Source organism: Zunongwangia sp. HGR-M22, assembly GCF_027594425.1.
GTDB lineage: Bacteria > Bacteroidota > Bacteroidia > Flavobacteriales > Flavobacteriaceae > Zunongwangia.
The window spans coordinates 3,318,865-3,344,135 of the sequence record NZ_CP115159.1 but is presented as its reverse complement, the minus strand read 5'-3'; the positions used below and the strand labels follow the sequence as shown (position 1 = coordinate 3,344,135).

30 protein-coding genes are annotated in these 25,271 nt (G+C 33.9%); 18 read left to right on the top strand and 12 right to left on the bottom strand.

Annotated elements, in window-relative coordinates; genetic code table 11:
* Window positions 1-261: 261 nt before the first annotated feature.
* Both PBT91_RS14500 and PBT91_RS14495 read left to right on the top strand, forming a co-directional pair.
* Window positions 262-591, top strand: coding sequence for a hypothetical protein (locus tag PBT91_RS14500; protein WP_270059175.1), 330 nt, complete (start codon window positions 262-264; stop codon window positions 589-591).
* Window positions 588-977, top strand: a complete 390-nt coding sequence (locus PBT91_RS14495) for a hypothetical protein (RefSeq protein ID WP_270059174.1) — start codon at window positions 588-590, stop codon at window positions 975-977. The genes PBT91_RS14500 and PBT91_RS14495 overlap by 4 nt, the downstream gene beginning before the upstream one ends.
* On the opposite strand, the gene PBT91_RS14490 is transcribed toward PBT91_RS14495, so the two are convergent.
* The 11 genes from PBT91_RS14490 to PBT91_RS14440 form a co-directional block, all read right to left on the bottom strand.
* A complete protein-coding gene (locus PBT91_RS14490; protein WP_270059173.1) occupies window positions 966-1,703 on the bottom strand; it encodes a DUF5131 family protein in 738 nt (245 codons plus the stop codon). The two genes, PBT91_RS14495 and PBT91_RS14490, sit on opposite strands and share 12 nt — an antisense overlap.
* Window positions 1,700-2,827 (bottom strand): three-Cys-motif partner protein TcmP, encoded by a 1,128-nt coding sequence (gene tcmP, locus PBT91_RS14485; RefSeq protein WP_270059172.1) that lies wholly within the window; start codon window positions 2,825-2,827, stop codon window positions 1,700-1,702. The genes PBT91_RS14490 and tcmP overlap by 4 nt, the downstream gene beginning before the upstream one ends.
* Before the next feature lie 84 nt (window positions 2,828-2,911).
* Complete coding sequence (locus PBT91_RS14480; RefSeq protein WP_270059171.1) at window positions 2,912-3,415, bottom strand: hypothetical protein; 504 nt, start codon at window positions 3,413-3,415, stop codon at window positions 2,912-2,914.
* Between the two features lie 71 nt (window positions 3,416-3,486).
* Entirely contained in the window at window positions 3,487-3,879 is a 393-nt protein-coding gene (locus PBT91_RS14475) for a hypothetical protein (protein ID WP_270059170.1), read from the bottom strand.
* On the bottom strand, window positions 3,876-4,181 hold the full coding sequence (locus PBT91_RS14470) for a hypothetical protein (RefSeq protein ID WP_270059169.1): 306 nt from the start codon (window positions 4,179-4,181) through the stop codon (window positions 3,876-3,878). The genes PBT91_RS14475 and PBT91_RS14470 overlap by 4 nt, the downstream gene beginning before the upstream one ends.
* Window positions 4,178-4,372, bottom strand: a complete 195-nt coding sequence (locus PBT91_RS14465) for a hypothetical protein (protein WP_270059168.1) — start codon at window positions 4,370-4,372, stop codon at window positions 4,178-4,180. Before PBT91_RS14465 ends, PBT91_RS14470 begins: the two co-directional genes overlap by 4 nt.
* Before the next feature lie 27 nt (window positions 4,373-4,399).
* The gene (locus PBT91_RS14460; RefSeq protein ID WP_270059167.1) at window positions 4,400-6,094 is read right to left on the bottom strand and encodes a hypothetical protein; all 1,695 of its coding nucleotides are present in this window, start codon (window positions 6,092-6,094) and stop codon (window positions 4,400-4,402) included.
* A 304-nt stretch (window positions 6,095-6,398) separates the two neighbouring features.
* Complete coding sequence (locus tag PBT91_RS14455; protein WP_270059166.1) at window positions 6,399-6,629, bottom strand: hypothetical protein; 231 nt, start codon at window positions 6,627-6,629, stop codon at window positions 6,399-6,401.
* Window positions 6,630-6,638: 9 nt separating this feature from the next.
* Complete coding sequence (locus tag PBT91_RS14450) at window positions 6,639-6,839, bottom strand: hypothetical protein (RefSeq protein ID WP_270059165.1); 201 nt, start codon at window positions 6,837-6,839, stop codon at window positions 6,639-6,641.
* On the bottom strand, window positions 6,839-7,654 hold the full coding sequence (locus tag PBT91_RS14445) for a helix-turn-helix transcriptional regulator (protein WP_270059164.1): 816 nt from the start codon (window positions 7,652-7,654) through the stop codon (window positions 6,839-6,841). The genes PBT91_RS14450 and PBT91_RS14445 overlap by 1 nt, the downstream gene beginning before the upstream one ends.
* A complete protein-coding gene (locus PBT91_RS14440) occupies window positions 7,644-7,928 on the bottom strand; it encodes a hypothetical protein (protein WP_270059163.1) in 285 nt (94 codons plus the stop codon). The genes PBT91_RS14445 and PBT91_RS14440 overlap by 11 nt, the downstream gene beginning before the upstream one ends.
* Window positions 7,929-8,129: 201 nt before the next feature.
* Here PBT91_RS14440 and PBT91_RS14435 point away from each other — a divergent pair, with 201 nt between their 5' ends.
* From PBT91_RS14435 to PBT91_RS14365, 15 genes are all read left to right on the top strand, one after another.
* Window positions 8,130-8,552: a hypothetical protein gene (locus PBT91_RS14435; RefSeq protein ID WP_270059162.1), complete on the top strand. Its 423-nt coding sequence runs from the start codon at window positions 8,130-8,132 to the stop codon at window positions 8,550-8,552.
* Between the two features lie 51 nt (window positions 8,553-8,603).
* Entirely contained in the window at window positions 8,604-9,101 is a 498-nt protein-coding gene (locus PBT91_RS14430) for a hypothetical protein (protein ID WP_270059161.1), read from the top strand.
* A gap of 6 nt (window positions 9,102-9,107) precedes the next feature.
* Window positions 9,108-10,064, top strand: a complete 957-nt coding sequence (locus tag PBT91_RS14425) for a hypothetical protein (protein WP_270059160.1) — start codon at window positions 9,108-9,110, stop codon at window positions 10,062-10,064.
* Entirely contained in the window at window positions 10,064-10,558 is a 495-nt protein-coding gene (locus PBT91_RS14420; RefSeq protein ID WP_270059159.1) for a hypothetical protein, read from the top strand. Before PBT91_RS14425 ends, PBT91_RS14420 begins: the two co-directional genes overlap by 1 nt.
* A gap of 21 nt (window positions 10,559-10,579) precedes the next feature.
* Entirely contained in the window at window positions 10,580-10,894 is a 315-nt protein-coding gene (locus tag PBT91_RS14415; protein ID WP_270059158.1) for a hypothetical protein, read from the top strand.
* Window positions 10,895-11,105: 211 nt separating this feature from the next.
* A complete protein-coding gene (locus PBT91_RS14410) occupies window positions 11,106-11,744 on the top strand; it encodes a hypothetical protein (protein WP_270059157.1) in 639 nt (212 codons plus the stop codon).
* Complete coding sequence (locus PBT91_RS14405; RefSeq protein ID WP_270059156.1) at window positions 11,745-13,025, top strand: hypothetical protein; 1,281 nt, start codon at window positions 11,745-11,747, stop codon at window positions 13,023-13,025. It abuts the gene before it with no gap.
* A gap of 387 nt (window positions 13,026-13,412) precedes the next feature.
* Window positions 13,413-14,549 carry a helix-turn-helix domain-containing protein gene (locus PBT91_RS14400; protein WP_270059155.1) on the top strand — a complete coding sequence of 379 codons (1,137 nt, stop codon included), beginning with the start codon at window positions 13,413-13,415 and terminating at the stop codon, window positions 14,547-14,549.
* Window positions 14,550-14,637: 88 nt separating this feature from the next.
* Window positions 14,638-15,180, top strand: a complete 543-nt coding sequence (locus PBT91_RS14395) for a DUF3575 domain-containing protein (protein ID WP_270059154.1) — start codon at window positions 14,638-14,640, stop codon at window positions 15,178-15,180.
* A 60-nt stretch (window positions 15,181-15,240) separates the two neighbouring features.
* On the top strand, window positions 15,241-15,873 hold the full coding sequence (locus tag PBT91_RS14390; RefSeq protein WP_270059153.1) for a Crp/Fnr family transcriptional regulator: 633 nt from the start codon (window positions 15,241-15,243) through the stop codon (window positions 15,871-15,873).
* 329 nt (window positions 15,874-16,202) lie between these two features.
* Entirely contained in the window at window positions 16,203-16,787 is a 585-nt protein-coding gene (locus PBT91_RS14385; protein ID WP_270059152.1) for an NAD(P)H-dependent oxidoreductase, read from the top strand.
* 62 nt (window positions 16,788-16,849) lie between these two features.
* Window positions 16,850-17,035, top strand: coding sequence for a hypothetical protein (locus PBT91_RS14380; RefSeq protein ID WP_270059151.1), 186 nt, complete (start codon window positions 16,850-16,852; stop codon window positions 17,033-17,035).
* A gap of 28 nt (window positions 17,036-17,063) precedes the next feature.
* Entirely contained in the window at window positions 17,064-17,822 is a 759-nt protein-coding gene (locus PBT91_RS14375; RefSeq protein ID WP_270059150.1) for a proline dehydrogenase family protein, read from the top strand.
* A gap of 917 nt (window positions 17,823-18,739) precedes the next feature.
* Window positions 18,740-19,222, top strand: coding sequence for a hypothetical protein (locus tag PBT91_RS14370; RefSeq protein WP_270059149.1), 483 nt, complete (start codon window positions 18,740-18,742; stop codon window positions 19,220-19,222).
* 259 nt (window positions 19,223-19,481) lie between these two features.
* Entirely contained in the window at window positions 19,482-19,679 is a 198-nt protein-coding gene (locus PBT91_RS14365; protein ID WP_270059148.1) for a hypothetical protein, read from the top strand.
* Between the two features lie 194 nt (window positions 19,680-19,873).
* Here PBT91_RS14365 and katG read toward each other — a convergent pair whose 3' ends face one another.
* Window positions 19,874-22,126, bottom strand: coding sequence for a catalase/peroxidase HPI (gene katG, locus PBT91_RS14360; RefSeq protein WP_270059147.1), 2,253 nt, complete (start codon window positions 22,124-22,126; stop codon window positions 19,874-19,876).
* Between the two features lie 422 nt (window positions 22,127-22,548).
* On the opposite strand from katG, the gene PBT91_RS14355 reads away from it, so the two are divergent.
* Entirely contained in the window at window positions 22,549-24,969 is a 2,421-nt protein-coding gene (locus tag PBT91_RS14355) for a zinc-dependent metalloprotease (RefSeq protein ID WP_270059146.1), read from the top strand.
* Window positions 24,970-25,271 lie beyond the last annotated feature (302 nt).

Here is a 25,271-nt window from a genome sequence, read left to right as displayed (position 1 = left end):
AGTATTCGTTTTAAAATCTCGTTTGTAAAAATTGGCTACTGATTCACCTTATGAGGTTTCGTAGCTCATATTTTTTAGTTTTCGTCTCTAATATAAACCAAAATCTTTAATTGTTAGTATTGGAAATAATCCTAATTTTGTAGGAAATATTCCATTATGAAGCTTAATTTATCAACTACTAGTGGTAACACTATAGATAGATATCCTTTAAATCAAAGGTTTATTGAGGATACTAAGTTTATTGATTTTGACTATTATTTTATGGCGACTAGGTTTATAGAAGGTACAGATGAAATATCATTAACCATTTGGACGATTATTATTGATGATAAAGAGAATCCTTATGTCTTGCGAACTCATCACCTTGGTCATTACGGAACTTGGAAGGAAGTTATACAAAATAGAATTATTTCTCATTTTCATAGAGTACGTCTCTCTGATATCATACCAAGTGTTTTAAAAAGGATTGAAATCAAAAAAGAAGATCATATCATAAAGCATAATAACTTAAAGGGTGGTCATCGTATTGGGATTGATGGAACCGATGAGATTTATATTAGGAAAAATCACCTTATTCGATTTGAATTATGAAACCATTTATCCAATGCCAAGATATACCGGAAAATGGCCATATTGAAGATGACCATTATGGAGTACAGTTTGATTACTTCTTTATGGGTAGGGGCGTGATACCAGGGCAAATTCAAAATGTGAGGAATCAACCTAAGCCAAATTCTGCAGAACTATTATTATTTATAGAAGTAATTGATCATTTAGACCATAAGTTTATTCGAAAAGAGAGATGCAGTTTGCTTCGTAAAACCGTTAAAACTCATATTGAGGAACGAATAAGAGTTTTTATGAGAGATCTCGATATTTCCCCGGTTTTTATTCGAGGCCTAATGCGTAATTTTGAGGTGACATCTGATAAATGTAAGGAATGGGATGAGTTTAGTTTTGATAGATTAGGCGATTAAATTAGCAGGATATTCATTCCATTCTTTACCGCGAAGTATTCTGCCGTTAGATTTTTTACTTCTTTTCTTACCGTCTGCGCCCCAAGTACCCCATTGTTTGAAGAAAAATGCAACGTTTTGTTCATCACATTGTTCTTGAATATTAATTGCCCATTCCGGATCCATTGGTCTAGCTTTAGGACCGGATTCTCCACCTACAATTGCCCAATGAATATTAGAAAGATCTAATGTTCCTAAATCCTCCAAAAGTGGTTCTAATGATAAGAAACGGATCCCTACATCAATATTTCTTAATTTATCAATTCTATGCTTGGTCTTTTTATTTTCCACTGTTACTCCAAGCCATACGTTTTCACTAGCAGTTCGAGTTTGAAAATATTCATACATCCTATCTTCGCGCTTTGTTAGTATTTGATACTGATGCCGCGGGGTGTTTTTCATGATTTCGAAGATCTTATCTATGTACTCAAAAGGGGCTTTTTCATGAAAAAGGTCACTCATTGAATTAACAAAAAACCTGGTAGGCTTTTTTACATTTAAAGGTAAATTTAGTCTTGAAGGCATTATGGAGAATTGGAAACCATTTTCATACCCAGGAGTGCCCATAGCTTTCAATCTTTTCGCCATAGTTTCTGCATAACAGTTTTTACATCCTGCTGTAACCTTGTTGCATCCAGTCATTGGATTCCAAGTAGCCTCTGTCCATTCTATCTTCGAAGTTTTCATTTCTTTATTCTTTTATAGGTTAAAGGGATATAGGAATTATTATTTTTATTGAAATCACGATAGTTTTTATAATTTAATTTTGGTTGGCCTTTGAAGTCAATTTCTGTTTTCCTTAATTTTCTTAAAACCTCTATAGCATGGTGATGAGTAAAACCTTTTTGAAGAGTGAAAATATAAGTTTCGATATTATTTTTCTCAGAACCCGTTAATAAAAATGCTTTCAATTCTTCTTGGAATTTTTCTGTTTTTGTTTTCTTTCTAGGTTCTGGAAAAAGACTTATTTGATTATTCTCTTCAACAATTTCTTCATTTATATCAAAATTTGCAATTCCCCCAATTTTGTCTTTTTTCCATGCAATATTCAAAAATTTATCGACTGCTAGCAAATGTTTTGCCCCAAATATTAGACCATGTATATTTTGATTTTTTTTTAAACTAAAAGGGAAAAGCTTTAGTGTACTTTCTTTTGGAATTAGACTTCTGTAATAATCAATTATGGTCTCATGTATTTTATTGTATTCCGTTTTTTCAATTATTTCCTTTTTTATATTTAGATAACTTGAGAATTCGCTGGTATGTCCGAATCTTTTTATATGCGATGAACTTATAAAAACTAGAAAATCGGTTTTTTTAAATTTTAAAAAGTCTTTAAAATTATGATCGTTAAATTGTTTCATCCCATTCTGATCTAAAAATATTAGATTCGGACCATTGAGAAGTTCTTTTCGTTTTTTAGGATATAATTCTTCAAAACTTTCATTCTCGATCTTATATTCTAAGAAATAATTCAGTTTCTTATTTTGCTCTAAGAAGTCAGAAATATTAATTACTAATTGATCATGATATTTTTTTTTGTATTCATTAAAGAGTACAAAAATTTTTTTCTTCTCTAATAGTATCATGTGTTGAAAGTCCACTAGTATATTCAATATTCTTAATGGACTCCCTGGAATTCCATCACAGTCATAACCAATCCCAGAAAAAAAATCATATATGTAGATGTTTTTACTCTTTTGAGATTTGATCCAAACAGGTAGCCACTCCTTTAAATAGCTTTCAAATATTTCTAATTTAGTAATTGTTTCATCAGTGAATGGAGTTTTAAAGAGATCTTTTGATGCCATTTTAAAATATTAATTCTTATAAATATAAAATTTTATCCTTAAAAGTTAAATTTTAAAATATCATGGAATTATATTTCAATGAAATCAATAGTTTTTTCTTAATTCTTCTCCTATTTTATCAAAAGCAATTTCGTATTTGTTTTTAACTTCTGACATTAGGTTGAAACCTTGCGTTTTGTCATCGATCATAATGAATTCACTGCATAACGATCTGAATTCTATAATCTGATCTGCTAATTTTCTATTAGAAAATCTTTGAGTTATTAAATTCAATTTTCTTATATTTTCACTACATTTTTCATTCACTTTTTCATCGAACGAGACAGGACTATTACTGTTTTTTTCTGCATTTATAATATCTAATAGGTGTAAAGATGTGAATCGAAGCAGGTTTAGCATTGTTTCTTGGGCTTGCATGCAATTTTCTCTTTGTAGTTCTTTTACGATTAGATTATTTTTAAAATTTTCAATTCTTCTTTGATTCCTAGAGTTACCTTTATTCGTGATTAGGGTAGCAAAAATACTTGAAGAGGCTCCGACAATAGTTCCAACTAATGTCCCTATAAATCCATATAGTTCAGAATTCATTAGATTTAAATTTTTAATATATGATTGCTTTTTTTTCAATATTGTTAAATAAGATTCACATATCAAAAGTATTATTTAATCATTTGCGAATTAATACTAAGCGAATGAATATCTTCTGCCTGGGGAAGTTCCCGGAAGATCTCATTCGCTATTTTATTTGCTTTAACTTTCTTCAGTTGATTGTCTGTTTTATCCTGGAAATAGATTAATGAATCAAATGCAACAAAAGCCTGGTAAACTTCCAGGTTTAACGTATTTCGCATAGGGATATTCCTGCGGGTAAATCGCTGGGCGATCATCCTACGATAGCCATATAAGATGGAGTGGTGGATGTGATGCTGACTTTTATTATTAGTATGGCACAGATGCTCTAATATATTATTATAAAATTGCGCAGCTTCATTCATCACTTTTAGATCATCCTGGCTTAAATTCTTTATGGGGATCTGGCTGGTAATGATCATAATATTACTTTTTTAAAGTGGTGGGTGCGTTGGCCATTAATGTAAAATAATAGCACTTGCGTAGCTTGTTGGATAGGATGCTGCATCACTCTATTCTGCATGGCTTCAGCAATTTTATAAACATCCTGGTAATTATTAAACTTCAGGAAAGAATACCAAACTGGGTTGTTTCCATTCAGTTTTAGATTCTCATGGCCATTCTTTAAGCAAATAACCATTCGTACTTTACTGCAGCGTTTACAATAAGTTTTATTGGCTGCGCCACAGCGGCATTTAATGCTTTCTTTTACTGCAGTTTTCATATCGCGAATACAAGTTTATGGTTAATTCCTTCAGTGATTAATACTTTTTTGTCTTCAACCAACCTAGTTAAAATTTGGCGAGTTTGATTAAATGGAATTTTGGCGGTATGCGCTAGGCGTACTTCAGAAATTCCGCTGAAGTTTCCCGTCTTCTTAGAATTTTCCTGTACCAGGTTCAGTAAATGTTTCATTTCATTATTCATTTTAAGCGTTATTATTTATGCGAAATATTTTTGCATGTTCTCCAGTTCGGTTTTTATCAGCGCATTGATGTTTCTGTACACTTCACGATTGCAATTGTATTTTACGTAATCGTAAACAAGCTGCAGTTCAATACGACCATTTATAAATTTCCGGATCTGTTCTCGTGCTTTTTCGGTATCGGTTTTATATCTAAGACTTTTCTCTGCTTGGATTCTACGTTTTTGGTAGCTGTCTACTTTTTCCTGGTCCAGTTTAAAGAATCGATACGCATATTCGAAGCTGTTGTTTTCCTTGTACGTAAATGCCGGATCAAAATATCGGCTAGGGTATAGGGGTTGCCATTCTTTGTGATTTTGGCTGTATTTTTTAACCTGGCGTAACACTTCAATCGCTTTTTGCCATTGGCTAAACATGTTCGGTTTGCTTAAGGTCTGGCCATTGAAGTTTTGAAATTTTTCCTTTATCCAGATCTTGTAAGCATTCACCCAACTTCCTGGATGCACCTCTAAGCTCGAGAACAAAATCGCAGCATATTTAAAAATATCCTGAATGGCCAATTCCTTAAAATCCTCTGGATGCATTGCACCGTAGTACGCTTCTTGTTTAGCGATTTTCGCGGCCAGCGGTTTATATTTTTTGTAATTTCCTGCGGACAGATCTTGTGCCAGTTCAATTTTGTCGAGTAGGGAGGAAGTCAAAACGGCCGAGAGTTCATTTTTTTCGAGCGCGGCGGTGAATTTTTTTTGTGGATTTCCGGCTTGATCGTCGCCGGCGTTGAAATTTTTTCCACCTTGCCTTCTCGGTGTTCCAGTAGATTTTTTAGTACAATCTTTTTGCGCTGGCGCGTTAGCGGCAGCACCTTCTTCCCTATACTTAGTCTCTTCTAAAGACTGTATTCTACTAGATACATTGTTATGGTGAACTTTCTTCGTTTGTATCTGTATAAGAGCCTGATTTTCATTTTCGGCAGATTTTGGCAAACCATTGTCGGTAAGGCTCAAAACTTCCTCGCAAAAAGCGATTTTAAGCGGCCTGGTTGAGCCGTGATATTCATAACCGGTAAGAACCCCGGCTTCTTCTAATCGTTCTCTGTGGGCTCTTATAGTCTCTACGGTAACCGGTAAGTTCTTAGCGCCGTCACGTTCTGCATCGATTATTTTATTGGGATAAAGTTCTAGCTTTGGTAATTCTCCCGGCACATGAACTTGTAGATCGCATCGCAACTTTTTGCGATTGAATAATTGCATATTGTATTGATGTAGAAAAGCCACAAAATATTGCTTGCTTTCTGGGCGTACTTCCTGCAGTAATTTTACTTTTCTAATTTGTGGGCCGTGTTCAAGGTTATAGCTTTCAACCGCTTTATTGTAGGCTTCAGGAGATAATGACTTGTGCTGTTCTTTCCAGATCCCCTCTTTTAGTTTTTGTTCAAAAGAAATAAAGGCCTTGCGCCTATGGCTAATCACCTGGCTATTGTATTGTTTTACCTGGAGATTAGTATTGCGGACTCTAGCATTGTATTTTTCGATATACCTGGAATAAAGAGCAATTGAATTACGAATGTTTTCTTTGGTAAGAATAGGGTGAATGTACTTATTAGCTTCTGTTTTTTCAGATTGTACGATTTCAGGCTTTTTAGTATTTAAAAGGCCATTCAGCTTTAGCACATTGTTGTTAAGTAAATTTCCTATCGATTTAGGTGTGCTCATAACATAACGCTTTAGTTTAAAATTAGGGTGAGATAGCCCACCCCAACATTTTCAGGTTTTAAAAAATTAATCCAAATGCAGGCCGGGATTAGGAGTCAACCTTCCCGGCGGCATTTGGTGTAGGGCAAAAAAGCCTCTTTAATAATTCCGACCGGCATTTATTATCAGCCTATGACTGCCGGTCGGTTTGAAGTCAAGTTTTCACTTGCCTCCTCGGTGTGGAGAGGGCAGGATTCGAACCTGCGTGGATTCCAGACAAAATGCTTAACCTGTTATACATATTTCTCATCTCCTTTTTTTAGCTTTAAGATCCATGCATTATTTGCGAGATCATCATTTCCTCGTTGCCTTCCAGCCATTCTTCGCCAAGCTGCTCGGCAATGCTTTCGCGAGTTGTTTTCTTTTGTTTTTTTGGTTTAACCGGCTTTTTAGATTTGTCCAGTTTTTTGCCAATTTCAGCATATAGCACCCGTAGCTGCTCTTCGGGTAGGGCCGAGAGCAGGGGAGTGATGCTATGTGCTGTTAATTGGTTCATGATTGGGTATTAATTGTTGAATTTCAGTTTGTGCGTAGGTTTAAAAAAGGACGCTAGTTTCAAAGCATAGTCTCTCTTCTGCTTTTTAAAAGAGGCAATCACATCTTTCTGTTCCTGTTCATTAAAATCATCATTCGTCATGGCTGCTTTGATCTGTAGATCACAGCGTTTCATTAAACTTCGATAATATCTAACGTCCTTTCTCATCATTAACCTAAACTAACCTTATGAAAAAATCCTGTTGCCCGTTGCTTTATGGCAGCGATCATTAATGCGGTTCTGCTATGCGTACCGGTTTTAATAAAAAGTTCTTTTTTGTGCTGATTGTAGGTGCTTACCTGGATGCCCATTTTAAAGGCAATCGCCGTATCTTTATAATCTCTTAGCATCATATCGAGCATTTTAATTTCCCTGTGCTTTAAAGGAGATCCGTTTAGATGGATTTTTTTAAACTGAAGGGAAATACAATCCTCTTCATGCCTGTAATTTTCTGGAGGTTGTAACACCTCGCCAATCATATCGGGTTTATTATCTAAACCGCCATACATAAAGTAGGTGTACAGTTCTACCCGTCTTTTAAAGGGAAGATTAATTCCAAAGTATTTATTAATAACCTGCCTGGCTTCGTGATTGCTATTAAAAGCATTGGCCAGGATCATAAACTTACCTTGCGGCAGCTTATCGAAGTTATGCGAATGGCCATTTTGCAACCATTCTACTTTCTTGCTTTGTGGGATCCCATAGAACTCGATCCCATCATCTTTTTGTAGTAAACCTGCAATTAAATGTTGCGGGTTTTCGCTGGGTTTTGTAAATTTGACTTTCATTTGATATTTATTTAAGCGTAAATATTTATGTGAAAAGCCCGTAGTTCCCGCTTCGGGCTTTTTATTTATATCGTATATCAAGGCAGCTGCAATGGCAATAAGAAATATAAAAGCAATAATGGCCAGTATCATAAGCCTATCGGTATAACTTAACCGATCTTTAAGAATCACTTTTATTTTAAAAAACTTACGACGCATGCGAGGCTTGTTTTTTGGCGTTTGCTAAAAGATCTGCGCGCTCCTCGTTTACCGTAGCTCGCTTTTGCATGATGTAAGGCACATAATCGAAAATTGCATCTTCTACCTTCTTATTCGTTACTTTGCCATTAAATATTAGACTGATGTATTCTAGTGAATAGGATTCCTGGTAACGGTTTTTAATTCCTCGCTGCATAAAATAATTCTGAAGTTTTTGGATATGCTTCGAGCCGATTATTTCTTTCAATTCGATCTTTTGTTTTTGCGTTATCATATAATTCTCCTATTGCCAAAACCGTTATACTTGTGTATATTTGAGTTTTGGTTCGTGTTTTTGTTTAAACAAATATACATTCAAATGTCTGAAAAAACCAAACAATTGAAGCTAAAATAATTCAATTGTCTGAAAATTAATTTTACTTGTCTGATTGTGAGCGTTATAGATAGACTTGAAATAGTACGGAAAAAATACGGTTTGAATAAATCACAGTTTGAAAAAAGTCTTTCTGTATCAACAGGTTATCTTAAATTGACTGAGAAAAGACAGTCACAACCAGGGACTGAATTAATAATCGAGTTCAGTAAGAAATATTCCGACATTTGTCTGAAGTGGTTGCTTACAGGAGAAGGAGAGATGATGAAGTCAGAAGCCCAAAACGAATCAAAAGATAACCCGCCCAAACCCTACCAGGGGCAAAACGATATAAGCAATCTAGAGCTTAGAAAAGATCTTCATGCCATTAGCCAGGGAATGATCAAAAATTTTGAGACTATTAGTGAGGGCGTATTCGAAACCCTTAAGGGTCAACAAAAAATCCTTGGTTTTATTGAAGAACTTAAAGCTGCAGATATTGCTAGTGCTACCAAAAATCTAAGTGATTTTTTGGCTAAGAACTAAGTTATTTACTTAATATTCCAAAGGTTTACCTGCGGAATCATTATTATAAAAGTGGGAAAATCTGAAAAAGAAATACTTTTAGATAAAGTCTTTGCATTCTATTATCAAAAGCCAGGTGCTTACTTTGAAGTAATAGGTTTGGCTAGACATAATTGGAATGTTACGGATAGAGTTTTACTCGATGCAGTCATCGATGAATTGTACGATCGTGAACTTATTACAGCAAGCAATTACTCGAAATATAGTTTTGCACTGAACCATGCAGGGCAAGAAATTGGTGACAAATATGAAAATTTCTCTGACTATTTATCATCCCAAAAGAGAGAGCAAATATTCCAACAAAGAAAGACAACTACAAAAACGGTAATAAGTATTGGTTTCAACATATTGTTTGGATTTTTAACATTGCTACTTACCTGGTTGTCATATAAGGACGACAAAACCATAGATGAGCAGAAAGAGAAAATAAACGAATTAGAATTAGTTATTGACTCTCTGCTGACAAATAGACCAAATTTAATCAATCAAAAAAAGGACAGTTTAAAATAGTATATAATGGCAAATAAATTCCAGTTAGAGGTTTATACGTTAAACATTAGAAAAAAGTACTCTGAAGACGTATTAGGTTTTTATAATACATTCGGAGATGAAAATGAATCTATGATCTCCTTTTTTAAAGATTTTGTGAAATTCAATGATAGATTAAATGTTGATGAGGAACAACAGCGTTCTTTTAAAATTTTGAAGGAGCCAATGACAATTTCTGGGGAAACTGGAGTTTTTAGCGGCGTGGTACAAAGTGGTGAATATGGTACAGGTAGTTCCATAGTTGATCAAGTTTCTGAAAAAGAGGTTTATAAAAAAAAGAAGACTGATTTAGAGATTAAACCATTCTATTTTTTAATCTGGTTTCCATTGAATGGTAGAAAAGCTTTTCTAATCCTTCAGAGAACGGGAATCTACGGTATTAATACTATTTTCTCTCTAAGGTTTAAAGACTTTATCGATTCAAAAAAGCTTGATTTAAAAATTGATTATAAGGTTTTTACTTCCACAGAACTTGCGCGTAAAACTTTCGAAAAGGGTAAGATTAAAGAATTTATTTTGACTAGAAATAATCTACCGTCAGATATTGTAGATAAAATGATGGATAATGTCGATGGTCAATTATATATTCCTAAAATTAAGAATGTGGAAATTCGCATTAAGGCAGCTGATGCCTTTTTTCCAGAGACTAAGTTTGATAATTTTATGTCTAATAATAACACAAAATTTTTTGAAACTCCTGCTTTTAAAGAGCTAGGAATGGATGGTTCCCACCGAAAGAAGATAAGAGTAAAGATTGGAGATAAGAATAGAACAATAGATATTTCAGAATCTTTTGCTTTACGACCGTATGTGGATATAGGTAGGGATCTTAGATTCGATGTTGAAACAGGGCACCCACTTTTCACTAGTATTGATGAAATTGCGAAAGAATTTGTTGAGGATATAAGAAAGGAGGTCTTTTAATGGATAAAATTAATATTATCGGTATTATTCACAAGCATTTTAAAACACTTGTTAATAGTAATACAAAGAAAGCTGATTTTTGGGATTGGTTCGTTTTTTTAGTCTTACCGCTCATTTTTAGTGGAGTACTTCTATTTTTCAATGTTTACTTTTCGGATGATGCTGTTGGAACCGTAATTACTGTAATGACTGTATTAGTTGGGCTTTTATTTAATGTGATTGTGATCCTTTTTGATATTGTAAGAAGGGATAATAGTAATCAGATTAAAAATCAGGTTCTCGAGGAAGTCTTAGCTAATATTTCGTATTCTGTACTTTTAGCATTTGCTACAATTCTATTTACGTTACTCTTAAATGTTGAAAATTCTACAGCGATAACAGTTTTTACCTTTATTGTTTATTTCCTTTGCAGTCATTTTTTTCTAACAGCTTTAATGATACTAAAGAGAATATTTAAGCTTTTCGACAATGAAATGAAGAAAAATACAAATTGAATTATATTAATCTGAAATTGGATGATGAAGGATCCTACTATTGTTATGGAACGGTTTTATAAGAATCGTGAAGAAATGAAAGACTATACTTTTCATAGGATGGATCTTATTATTCGCCAAGCGAGAGATATCGTTGTGAATTATCGAAGAAGCGAAGAATCAAAAGAATATTTTGATGAAGCTTTAGAGTTGTCTAGAGCATTAGTAAATGAAAGGGTGGAGGAAAATGAAATTAAGCTTTATCAAGATAACCTGGTACTTGCTGTTGAAATTGGTTTGGTTTTATGGTTGAATGCTACACCGGGGTTTAATTTAGAGTTGCCAAAGATAGATTAAGGTATTTTATCGCGAGGGGAGTAGTTGCTTTTAGTTACCAAAATTTAGAGTTTCTCCTTTCAAATTGGTTTTCAATTTTCTCTTGTTCTTTTTTGGTGTACATGTTTTTGTTTTTAAGGTAAATCAAATAGGCCTTTAGCCTTTGCTGTTGTTTCAAATCTCATAGCAGGGTTGATTAATACTAAAGGAGTAGGGCCAAATCCAAAATACTATGAGCAGAATTTTACTCATTTTTTCGATTGTTATTTTTTTACCAAAATTTTCTGTGGCGCAATTTGAAATGAAGGGCGATCAAGATGGCTATGTCTATTTTATGCATGAAAAGGAAATTGAAGGTAGCCAGGATGCTCTGCGTAAAACTTTATTGCAATGGTTTGTAACGAACCACGATCCAGACGAAACCATTAAAATGAAAGAAGATGATTTTATTATTGGTGTTATTGAAAAACCTGTGACCGAAGTCTATGGGAATGTTCGATTAAGCGGAGTCGCCAAATACAATATTATGATTAGCCTTAAAAAGAAAGATAAGGTTAGGATCTGGATGAATAACGTTCAATTTAGGTCACCCTATGGAGGCGAATTTGTGAGGGTTTACTATGCCGCTGAAGATATGCCCATTAAAGATTTTACCGTAGCCTATTATAAAATGATTGGTGACTTGGAGAGTCAGCAAGAACGAATTGCTGCTCTAGAGCTTATGGATTCTGTCGATGCTTTTGAAAATCATTATAGGAAAGTAATGAAGCTTAGACGTGAAGTTTTTAATCCGGTTTCAATGGCTCTAATAGAAACGGCACAAAGCATAGATGAATTTTTAGAAAAAAATACTAGTAAAAATGAGTGGTAGATGAGATTAGAAATTGAGAAGTGGTTAGAAATTCAGAATTTTAATGAAAATACAGAAGGCTTATTTGGAGAATCGATTTTGTGTTTTAAGAATGGAGCTTATAGGTCATCACTATTGTATTCATACTTAGGTTTTCTAAATGTTATACGCTATAGGATTTTAGAATCAAGTATTCCTTCAGGCTTTCAACAGGGTAGGTGGGAACTTTTGAGAAGGGAACTGAATGATGTAGAAATATGGGATGGAAAAGCATACGATGCTTTGGTAACTAACAATCCGCCTATTTTTCCAATAAGTGCGTCAATCAGAAGGGAATTAGATTACTGGCGAGATAAGAGGAATGATTGTGCACATTTCAAAAAGGAACGTATTGATTATTTCCATACAGAAAGTTTTTGGAGCTTTTTAATTGAATATTTACCTAAACTAGTTGTTAATGGAAGTAAAGAAAGTCTTTTTCGAAAATTTGTAAATTTCTTTGATCCGAGTATTACACCGCCGGATGAAAAGATGGATCCATTAATTAGTGAGATAGAATATTCCGTTAATAAATATGAGCTGGAACATTTTTTTTCGGAAATAAGAAATCAATTTCAGGAGGCGTGGCCAATACCTGAATACTTGAAGATTTTCGGGAATATTTTTAAATCAGGAACTCCTGAAATTCAGGATGTCCTACTCGGTTTTCTAAAGAAAAACGAGTCCGATTTAGAATCTCTAATTAAAGAGTATCCAGAAATTATAGGCAGGCTTAGTTTAGATGTAGGGTTTGTAAGAAAACTTTGGTATTCTAAATTATTTGGAGGGTTGACATATAATAATTATGGAATTCTTTTAGGGCTTATTCGTAATGGTCATATAAAACGAAATCAAATAGATGAAGTATTTCAAACAATAATTCCAAGGTGTTATGATCATATTCCTGCGGATAGTCAAGTTATAGAATTGCAAAACTTGAATTTCTACAGGAAGATTCGTCCTGATTTATTCCCAACAAATGGTTTCAGCAATTTTAGTACTGGAAATAATAGGTCTAGTTTCATAGTCCATTATTTATTTACACAGGAGATTCAAAGAAATGACTTGTTATCATTGAAAGCAAGTGTCGAGAGAGATTATCCTCCATACAACTTAATAGATAAGTTAGATAACAAAATTCGAGGAAATGGTTTTTTTGAGGATAAGCTAAAAGATGCCTTCGAAAAATTTGATATAGAGATTCCAAATGAATTAGATGCATTAATTGAAAACAATGAGGATTATGAAGATTTGCCGTTTTAAAAAGAACCTAAATTCGTACCTAGATTTTTCAATTTTAAGAAGTGTATGAAAATGTAAAACGCTGATAAATAATAAATTTTACGGTCTAAAAACAGGGTTATAGTACTTAAAATCCAATGAATAGTAACGTTCGTGCCGGTGTAAGTCCCGCTTCGTGAATAAAAGCTCTTTTTATCTTGTTGATTTTTAGTTATCTATATAGATTTCTAATTGATCTCTGGAATAAATTTAATCTAAAAATGGATTATTTGATTTAATCATTTCTTAATCCGCTAAGTAAGTCATTAGTATAAATATATGCTCGTTTTGTCAATTCGACTTAAATTAGCTACCTATTAAAGAATGATATTTCCACACAAATCTCAAAAACAACTTTTCTATTAAAATTTGATTTATACAACGATTTTAAATATTGCAATATTTCAGGGGATTGTTCTGGGCTTAGTTATTTTAAAGTCTTCCTTGTTCAATAGTAATTCAAATAAATATCTGGCATATTTGATATTTACACTTTCAATTATTTTATTGAATCATGTTTTTGAAATCGAAAAAGCAGCTACTTCCTATCCTATTCTGCGCTTTATTGAGCACATCGAGTGGGTATTTCTGATACCTGCTTTCCTATTCCTGTTTGTAATAAATAGGATTGATGATACTGTGAAAAGTAGACAAAAAGGATATTTGTATTTTATTCCATTTGCCTATTCCGCTGTCCTTAATATCGCATACGATCTTGATCGTGTTGCAGGGATTTATACCATTCCTGAGCCCGGTATTGATCTAATCGAAATACTTGGTTTGATTCATCTTATTTTAGCCATTATTTTTATCCCATTCCTGCCGCTGTACTCTTATTTTCTGATAAGATATTTAGAAAATTCACAGGAAAAAAAATGGATAATTACTTTATTGACAATTGTTTCCACATTGTTATTTGCTTGGCTTATTACCTGCTTAGCCGGCTTATTTTTTCAATATGACATTTCTTATACTATGAATGTACTAGCGATATCTGCTACCTTGATAGTTCATTGGACAGCCTACATAGGTATTTACAAATACAAACTAGCCAAAAACAAAGATGCAATCCATAATTTTCTGAATAAAGATTTAGCTCTTTCGTACATCAATCAGGAATTTGTAGAAAATAGTGATTCAGAAGTAGATAGGGAATCTATGACGGCAGATAATCTTTATTTTCAAAAACTAGAAATACTTTGCAAAGATGATCACATCTATACCGATAATACATTAAATAGAGAAAAAGTTGCTCAAAAACTAGGTATAAGTGCTGGATATGTTTCACAAATTATAAACACAGTAACAGGTGATAACTTTGCTTTCTACATCAATAAATATCGAGTTGAAGCTGTAAAGGAAATGATTTCAAATTCTGAATATGAAAACTACAGTTTGTTGGCCATAGGATTAGAAGCTGGGTTTACTTCGAAAACTACTTTTTACAAAGCTTTTAAAAAAGTTACTGGTCAGACACCAAATGAATATAAGAACTCTGAAAAATAAGTCCCAATTTATAGGATTTTAAGCTTTTGGAACCTTTTCTAATCCATGATATTTGAAATTTGCCTTCAAATAATTTAAATCATATTTTATGAAAAAGTCCCTCTTTATTTTAGCTTTGTTATTTTCATTTTTTGCTACTAATGCACAGAATGGTACGAACAATCAGTATAAGGAACAAAACGAAATAAAAGTTGATATAATTCAACCTTTACTTAGTGGATCAGTTGAAGCAATTTATGAGAGGAATTTAAATAGTAAATCATCTTTAGGGGTTTCAGGTCTTTATTTGTTTACGGACAAAATTGATGAGGATATGAATTATTCCCTTACACCTTATTACAGAAGGTATTTTGGTAAGAAATATGCAGCAGGGTTCTTTCTCGAAGGTTTTGGAACGTTCAGTTCAATTGACGGTAAAAAAGTCTATGATACTGAAAAGCCGCTCACATATACTGAAAATCCAGATGTGTATGATTTATCTCTAGGTATAGGGCTAGGTAGCAAATGGATTACGAAAAGTGGATTTATTTTTGAATTTAATTTTGGTTATGGAAAACAACTTTTTAATGCTGATAAAACGGATCACGACCAGGTTATTCGCTATGGGATTAAATTAGGTTATCGATTTTAATGTATATAAAGAGTATAATAAATAATTATTGAAAATTCAGATGGCGAGGCTCATAAAAACATGTGCTTAAACCACTTAAGAGTACTCGAAAAGGTTCGTTTTAACCGAAATACCATCAGGATGAAAGAAGCGCTGGAAAAAGTATTTAGATCTTTTAGTGATTTATCGGAAGAGGATATCAAAAGAGGTTTAACAGTTTTTACTCCTAAATTTTACAAGAAAAATGAACTGCTTATAGAAGCCGGGAAAACCTGTGACTGGATCGCTTTTATAAGTTCCGGGACGCTTAGAAACTACTATTTTTCCGGCAAGGATGAAGAGGTTACCTATTGTTTAACTTTTCCTAATACATTTATAACAGCTTATTCTTCTTTTCTTACCGGGAAAAGGACATTCGAATATATTCAGGCCTTAACCGATGTCGAGGTATTAATGATTCAAGAAAAGCAGTATCATGACTTAATACGTTCTAGTTATGGATGGCTTAAGTTTTCAAATCATTTTACAGAGCAATCCTATGTTTTAATGGAAGAACGCTTATTGATGCTGCAAATGGTATCTGCCGAAAAACGCTATGCCGATTTAATAGCCAACCATCCAGAAATCATTCAACAGGTGCCTTTAAAGTATATTGCCTCTTACCTTGGGATCACCCAAAGACATTTAAGCAGGCTGCGAAGTCAACTTTTATAATTAGAACCTGAATTCGATTAATGAAGGTATTTTTGGCGCATGAAGTGCATTTTTAAAGAAAATTGATATCGAAATACAACCAAAATGGAAGCTTCGAGACAAAATATTTTGCAAAAAATTCAGTCAGCCTACGGTATGCTAATCAAGAACTTGGGAGCAAGCCCGCAAGATATGAATCGGAAAAACTTTTTATAATTTCGAGGGCATCTCGATTGCTATCGGGACGGGGAATTAAATCCTCAATGAGGATTAAATAGAACTCCGATTTAGACATTTGTCCTTTCTACACTTTCCTGATGTCTGTAGTATTGCATCAAAGAAAGAAGTATATGAAAAATAAACAGGTTTTAATTATAAACGGGCACCCAGATCAGGAAAGTTTTAATAGTGCATTGGCAGCAGCTTACCAAAAAGGTGCGAAAGAGTCCAATGCCTCAGTAAACTTACTTAATATTCGGGAATTGGATTTTAATCCCAATCTGCAATTCGGTTATCGTAAGCGGTTAAATTTGGAGACGGATCTTTTGTCTTCCATAGAAAAAATTAAAGCGGCAGATCACCTGGTGTGGGTTTTCCCAATGTGGTGGTATGGTTATCCTGCACTGATGAAAGGTTTTATTGATCGGACTTTTTTATCCGGAATTATGTTTGATTACGAACCGGGAAAGTCGGTTCCCAAAAAGCTATTAAAAGGGAAAACAGCAAGGATCATCATGACGGCCGATACGCCAAAGTGGTATGATCGTCTTTTTATGAAAAGTCCGGCGCTGAATCAGTTTAAAAAAGGAACCCTTCAGTTTTGTGGAGTCAATCCGGTTAAAGTTAGTTACATCGCTCCTATAAAGAGTTCGAGTGAGGAATTCAGAAAAAAATGCTTGTCCAAAATAGAGCAATTGGGGAAGGAGAATAAATAAGAGGTATTAGGCGATTTTAAATCGGTTTTTAAAAGTATAATCCCATAAAATATTCAAATGTCATGAAACAAGAACAAAGCTTATTAAGGCTTGGGGCAGATAGCCTGAAAAAAGCAGCCTTAAATGAAGAAGCGAAAAATTTTATATTAAATAATGAAGTCTTATTTAAGGTTTTAAAGAAAGCAGCAGATCGATATATTGGTGGGGAAACGATAAAGGAAACACTCTTCGGTTCGGAAATGGAATGAAAAGGGATACGAAGTTACGACCGATTTTATGGGAGAAAGTATTCGGAATGAAAAAGATGCCAACCAAGCGACCGCTGAATTTATCAATTTTGCCAGAGCAGTTAAAAAAGATCATCTTAATTCTTCTATTTCTTTAGATCTATCACATATTGGTCTGCTTATCTCGAAAGAACTGGCAATGGAAAACTTAAAAGCCATTTGTGAAGAGGCTGGCAAAATGAATCAGGAAGTTATTATCAGTATGGAAGGCAAGGACAGAACCGATAGTATTCTGGAGGTGTATAAAGAAACTTTAAAAACGCATAAAAATCTTGGAATAACGCTTCAGGCTTATCTGGAAAGGACGAAAGATGATTTTAAAGAAGTGTCCCAGTTGTCTGGCAGTATACGAATGGTAAAAGGAGCCTATGAAACTGCAAGGGGATTATCGATAGAACGTGGGGATAAGCTTGATGAAATTTATTTGGGATATGTAGAGAAACTTTTAACGAATAACCATAAATGTGCCATAGCCTCGCATGATGAAAAAATATATAAGCAGACGATTGCATTAATCGAAAAATATAAGCCCACCAATTATGTGATGGAAAGATTATTGGGCATTAGAAATGAAGAATTCCAAAAGTATAAAGATGACGGTTATAATTGCCGAATTTATATCGTATACGGAAAAGAGTGGTACTTATATTTATGTAACCGTTGGGCGGAATATCCATTAAATATTTTTCAGGGAATAGCGGACATGGTTTCAGAGCGCACTATATCTGACACTGATTATTGTTTTTAGACTGGAGGATGCTTAAAAATTTATTTTAAGCAGTTTGATCTTTTGGATTTAGAGAATTTCTGTCTTTGAACTGAAATTTTTCTTGATTATATATATGTCTTAATAGACAGTATCTTTCGAATTTTCTGATGTAATAAATTTAATTGGAATAAGTAACTAAATTAGCTAATCTTAATTTGCTTGGATAGGATTGTAATATTAAAGGGGGTAATTTTAGATGACTAGCATGCTATCTAATAATAAAGGATTAAATCTAACTCTCCAGTGTAGAAATAAAATTATCTATTTTATTTGTGTTAACAAGAATTTAACTTAAAATTGCAGCACATTGACGTAGAAAAAATGACTTGCAAGAATTGTATCGAAAATTGAATTCTGAATTGATATTCTTGCTAAGATCGTTATTATTAGATATATGATTAGGTTTGAAATCTTCCGGGATTTGGGGCAATTCAGGAGCTCATCCTCAACAATATTATTTTTAAATATCTATGAGATTCCTGATCAAGTCTGCAATGATAAAGATTGATTATTATAAAAAGCAGATAGTCAAAAAGTAAATATGTTAAATAGAAAATATAAGTCTTATAGTTAGTTTGATTTATCGTAATCCAGCGAGAAATTAAATAATCAACTAATTAGTAATTTGAGAAATAAAAATGAAAAAAATTTACTTAATCTTCATATCACTTATACTTTTAAGTTGTTCAAATGATGATTCAAATGAAGTATTAAAGCCTCAGGAATTATTTATAAAACAAGTTAATTTAGATGGTCTTGTTTTTAGAAAGTATACTTATAAAAATAATTTAATTTCTTCTAGGGAATACTATAGAAACGGAAAATTGTGGCGACAAGAGAATATTAAATATTCTAACGATACAATTTTCATAAAGAACTATGATTCTTCAAATAAATTGATTCAATTATTCAAATATTATAATCTTACGGAGAATATATCTGTAAGGGATGAGTATGATTCTAAGAATCAAATGGTAAGTTATAGAATATATAACTTTTCTAATGATAATTGTGGGTACGTCAATTATGAGGATTATGATGTAAACGATAATTTATCTTCAAAAAGAACATTTAATTATATAGATTCAAATTGTAGTGTAGAATCTTCTCGATATAATTTTAACGGTGAATTATCTTTTAAAGAGCAACGTATACGAGATGATAAAAATAGAGCAAACAAAAACGAAACATTAGAATTCTTTAGAGGAAAGGAGATGGGGAATACTATCGTTTACAATAGTTGGGATTCTGAAGGTAATATTGAATTTATATATTCTTATGAGTCTACATTTAAATATAACGATGAAAATTATCCCATCTATGAAAGTAGAAAATATTTAGATGGAACTGTAGAAGAAATGACATTTGAATATTACTAAATCTTTTGACTTTTTCTTAAAAAGAAATTTTTAATTTAGAACTTTCCGAAAGGTATTTCTTCAGGGTGAGATCATTATTTTTAATAGTGCATATTTGCTGTGAGTTTAAACCATTTTCTCTTTTATAATATATTTTGGCTGAATTTTTGTGTTCGGAAAATAAAACCAAATTATGTTTAAAAATACATGTCTGGCTATTATTTTTTCTAGCCTTTTACTTTCGTGTTATGCTTATAAAGCACCAGCTATAAGCATTGGTATGTCTCTAGAAGAATTTAAAGATGTAGCAAAATATGAACAGCTTGTAGCAATGTATAAAGAGTATACGGTTTATAAAGTGAAGTATGGATATGAACTGGAAAGGACCGGTTATTATTATTTTAAAAATGGTAAATTAGAAAGAATGGATAGTGAAGAATATCGACCTCAGGTTATTAAAATTAATAAAACGGACTAGTCTTTTTTATAATACAAATAGGCCGTCTGAAAATATCCAAAACGTCATTCTGAACCTGCCTGTCGGCAGACAGGTTTATTTCAGAATCTCGTCTGATTGATTTAAAAATCGTTATGAGAACCTGAAACAAGTTCAGGTTGACGAAAATTAACTTTTTAGACAGCCTCTTTGTTATTTAAGAATCAACTTTATTATTATTTTAAATCAAAACGATCTAAGTTCATGACTTTAGTCCAGGCTTTGGCGAAATCTTTTAAAAATTTCTCCTGGCTGTCAGAACAGGCATAAACTTCAGCTTGGGCTCGTAGTTCAGAATTCGAACCAAATATTAGATCGGCACGGCTGGCCGTCCATTTTGTTTCTCCGGTTTTTCGGTCTTTTCCGGCAAATTCGGTTTGAGCGTCATTTGTAGAACTCCATGTGGTACTCATATCCAACAAATTCATAAAGTAATCATTACTTAAAACGCCGGGTTTTTCAGTAAAAACTCCTTTTTTAGAACCGTCATAGTTAATGTCCAATACCTTAAGTCCGCCAAAAAGAACCGTCAATTCAGGAACATTTAGCGTTAACAATTGCGCTCTATCGATTAGCATGGTTTCTGCTGAAGTACTTATACTTTCGCTACCCTTTACGTAATTTCTAAACCCATCAGCTTCCGGTTCTAATGCATTAAAAGCGTCAGCATCGGTTTGCGCTTCAGTAGCATCGGTACGTCCCGGTGAAAATTCAAGTGTTATATCGCTTCCGGAATCTTTTGCTGCTTTTTCGATCGCTGCGTTACCGGCAAGAACAATTAAATCGGCCAAAGAGATTCTTCTTTCCGAAGAAGCATTAAAATCAGCCTGAATTTCTTCTAATTTTGATATTATTTTTTGAAGTTGTGCCGGTTTGTTTACTTCCCAGTTACGTTGTGGCTCTAAACGAATTCTTGCACCATTGGCACCACCACGTTTATCTGAACCTCTAAAAGTTGAAGCTGAAGCCCATGCGGTAGAAACAAGCTCTGAAACTGATAATCCTGAGTTTAGTATCTTTTCCTTCAGTATAGCTATATCTTCAGCATTTACCAATTCGTGATCTACAGCCGGTACGGGATCCTGCCAAATCAATTCTTCATTAGGAACTTCTGGTCCTAAATATCTTGAAAGTGGCCCCATATCACGATGGGTTAATTTAAACCAGGCTCTAGAAAAAGCATCGGCAAATTCATCTGGATTTTCGTGAAAATGCCTTGAAATCTTCTCGTATTCGGGATCCATTTTAAGCGCAAGATCGGTGGTAAGCATAAAAGGTGCATGCTTTTTATTAGGATCGTGTGCATCTGGAACGGTGCCTGCGCCGGCATTGTCTTTAGGTTTCCATTGATGGGCACCGGCGGGGCTTTTGGTAAGTTCCCATTCAAAACCAAATAGATTTTCGAAGAAGTTATTGCTCCATTTTGTGGGAGTGGTCGTCCAGGCACCTTCAAGTCCGCTAGTAATTGTATCGCCCGCATTTCCTGTTCCAAAAGTATTTTTCCATCCTAAATTCATTTCTTCGATTGTTGCTCCGGCAGGTTCAGCATCAATATATTTTTCAGGATCGGCAGCACCATGTGTTTTCCCGAAGCTATGACCACCGGCAATTAATGCTACGGTTTCATAATCGTTCATTGCCATACGGCCAAAAGTTTCCCTAATATCTTTCGCAGCACCTAGTGGATCTGGATTTCCGTTAGGCCCTTCAGGATTTACATAAATTAATCCCATATGTGAAGCGCCAAGCGGATTTTCCAAAGTATTTCCGTTTTCATAGCGTTCTTTGTTTCCTAGCCATTCGCCTTCAGATCCCCAATAAATATCTTCTTCGGGTTCCCAAATATCTTCACGACCACCAGCAAAACCAAAAGTTTCGAATCCCATGGATTCTAAAGCGCAGTTTCCGGCAAGGATCATAAGGTCTGCCCAGCTAATTTTTTTTCCGTATTTCTGTTTAATAGGCCATAAAAGTAGCCTTGCTTTATCCAAATTCGCATTATCTGGCCAGCTATTTAAAGGCGCAAAACGTTGTGATCCCGAGCTTGCGCCACCACGACCATCAGCAATACGATAAGTCCCCGCGCTGTGCCATGCCATCCTGATAAAAAATGGTCCATAATGGCCATAATCAGCCGGCCACCAATCTTGTGAGTCGGTCATCAATTCAAAAAGATCTTGTTTTACTGCTTTTAGGTCTAGTTGGTTAAATGCTGAAGCATAATTAAAATCCTCGTCCATAGGATTGGTTTTTGAGGAATGCTGACTCAATATTCTTAGATTTAGCTGGTTGGGCCACCAATCTTTATTGGTAGTTCCAGTTCCTGCTGTAAATTTTTTGGATCCGCCCAAAAAAGGACATTTACTAGAATCATTTACTTCCCAAACCTTATGATTATCTGGATTGTCTTGATGATTATTGTTTGACATAACTTAAGATTTTAATTAATACCTGGTCAAAAATAAATAACTAATTATTATGTTTTTTAGTTTTTTGATAGTAAAAAACTATTGCTTTTATTGCGAAATTTATAGCTATAAAATTAATACGTGTCAATTATTTAAAAAATACTCTTTAAAAATAGCGAATTATAAATTATAATAAAAGACTACTTCAGATTAAGCATAAAATAGGCTGTTTTCTTTTCAAGAAAAACAGTTTATTTCAAAATTTATAATTGTTAAAAAAAATATTTTCAGACTAGATCACAGTGATATTATATGGCTTTAAAATTATTTTTATTCTGAAATGATTTTGCTGTCTCGTCCATTTTTGAGTCGAAGCCGGATATCTCTCGTTTTTTTCACATAAATTGAACTTTACTTACCTTGTGGGAAAATTTAAAACCTTCATGATAAAAAAAGTACTAGCGATTGGAGTATTGGCAGCACTAAGTGTTGGCTGTAAAACTTCTAAACCTGTCACAGAAGTTCCCCAAACAGAAAAGAAAGGAGATCTTAAATCCTACAACAAAGTAATTACAAATGATGCAATTTCAGATCGTGGATTATTCACTACGCACAAGTTGGATAATAAGGTCTTTTTTGAAATCCCAGATTCATTATTTAATAAAGATATGCTTTGGGTAAGCAGGATTGCTAAAGCACCTGCTGGTTATGGCGGCGGTTATGTAAACGCAGGCTCTAAGGTAAACGAGCAGGTTGTACGGTGGAATAAGCGCGGAAAAAATATTGATGTAAGAGTGATGAGCTTTGAAAATCAGAGCGATGAGGAATCACCAATTTATAAGTCGGTTAAAGCGAATAATTTTGAGCCGATTCTTTATAGCGCTGCTATAGAGACCATGACGCCAGATAGCAGTGCTTATGTGATTGATGTTACTAATCTTTTTGAAGATGAAGTTGCGGCGATCAACGCTATGGATGCATCTGCACGAAAAAAATATAAGGTAAAGCGATTAGATAAAAGCAGGTCTTATATTGAAGAAGTGCATTCTTTCCCTGAAAATGTAGAAGTGAGACACGTAATGACGTATGATGCTGAAGAGCCACCAGAACGTGGGCAAGCCAGTACCATTTCTATGTTAATGAATCAGTCTATGATTCTTCTGCCTGAAGATAAAATGATGCCCAGAATTGCCGATTATCGTGTAGGTTGGTTTACCATTGGTAAATACGATTATAATTCTGAAGCCTTAAAATCTGATGATTATGAGATTATTAGAAGATGGCGTTTAGAGCCTAAGGATATTGAAGCTTACAAACGAGGAGAATTAGTTGAGCCTGTAAAACCAATTGTTTATTATTTAGATCCTGCAACACCAAAACGCTGGAGACCTTACTTTAAAAAAGGTATAGAAGATTGGAATAAAGCTTTTGAAGAAGCTGGTTTTAAAAATGCGATTATTGCAAAAGATCCACCATCTAAAGAAGAAGATCCAGATTTTAGTCCAGAGGATGTAAGATATTCGGTTGTGCGTTATGTAGCTAGTACAACCAGAAATGCTGTAGGACCATCTGTAACAGATCCTAGAACTGGTGAAATTATAGAAAGTGATATCATTTGGTATCACAATCACCTTCGATCTTACAGAAACAGGTTTATGATTGAAGCTGGTGCGCAAAATCCAAATGCCAGAACTTTAGAAACTCCTGAAGAGGAAATTGGAGAAATGATGCGAATGGTAATTGCACACGAAGTGGGTCACGCTTTAGGTTTACCACATAACATGAAAGCCAGTGCTGCTTATCCAACAGATTCATTACGCTCTGCCGAGTTTACACAAAAATATGGACTTACACCGTCGATTATGGATTACGCCCGTGTAAATTATGTGGCGCAGCCAGAGGACAAAGGCGTGCGATATATTAGAATGATGGGGCCTTATGATGTTTATGCCATTAATTGGGGCTATCGTTATTTGCCAGAAGCAAAATCTTCTGCAGACGAGAAAGAAAGTCTGGATAAATGGATCCTTGAAAAAGCTGGCGATCCTATTTATGAATTTGGAAGTGGTTATGGTGGTCGCGATCCTCAATCACAGCGAGAAAGCTTAGGTAAAGATCAGGTAAAAGCTAGCGAATATGGTTTAGCTAACATGAAAAAAGTTGTACCTAACTTGATCGATTGGACAACAAAAGATGGGTATGGTTATAATGATTTAGAAGAAGTTTACGGAGAACTTATAAGCCTTTGGAGAGGCTATCTTTATCATGTAGTTACTAATGTTGGGGGTGTTTATGAGACAAGGAAAACCGCAGATCAAGAAGGTGTCGTTTACTCACCAGTTCCGGATGATATTCAGGAAAAAGCAGTAGAATTTTTAAATCAGAATGCTTTTACAACGCCAGATTGGTTATTAGATAAAGAAATTTTAGATCGTATACAGTCTACAGGAGCAATCGAGCGTATTCAAAAACTACAGACTAGAGTTTTAAGTTATTTACTTGACGAAGATCGTTTGTTAAGAATGGTAGAGAATCAGCAATTACATGGTAATAGCTATTCAGTATTAGAACTTTTTGATGATTTGAGAAACGGAGTTTTTACCGAACTTTATCGTGGAGAAAAAGTAGATGCATATCGTAGAAATTTACAGCGAACTTACGTAGATATAGGCGTTAGCTATATTAATGAAATTGAAAATGGGAATCAAGTCGCAAACACAGATGTTATTGCATTGATGCGTGGTGAATTAGAGAATTTAAAAGCTCAGATAAATCGTATGCAATATTCAACTTCAGACCGATTGAGTAGATATCATTATAAAGATTTAATTGCTAGAATTGAAAAAGCTTTTTCTGATAATTAAAATATAAAACGAAAATTTTATCGATAAAAAACCTCTAATTGGAGGTTTTTTTGTGCATTTAATCCTGTTTTATCACTTAAAAATAGGTGTTTTATCCATGGATAAACGGTTTAGCACTGTAATTATTGAGCGTAAATTCTTACATTTTTATAGCTGTAAAGCTTTTATTTGTATCTAAATGTAGGAAAGGACTTACAAAATATAGTTAAAATCATGTGATTTCATTATTTAAGTGTTTTTCATCGAGTTTTATAAGTTTTTCGTGTCTATTATTTTTTAATTTTACAAAACGAAATAATAGA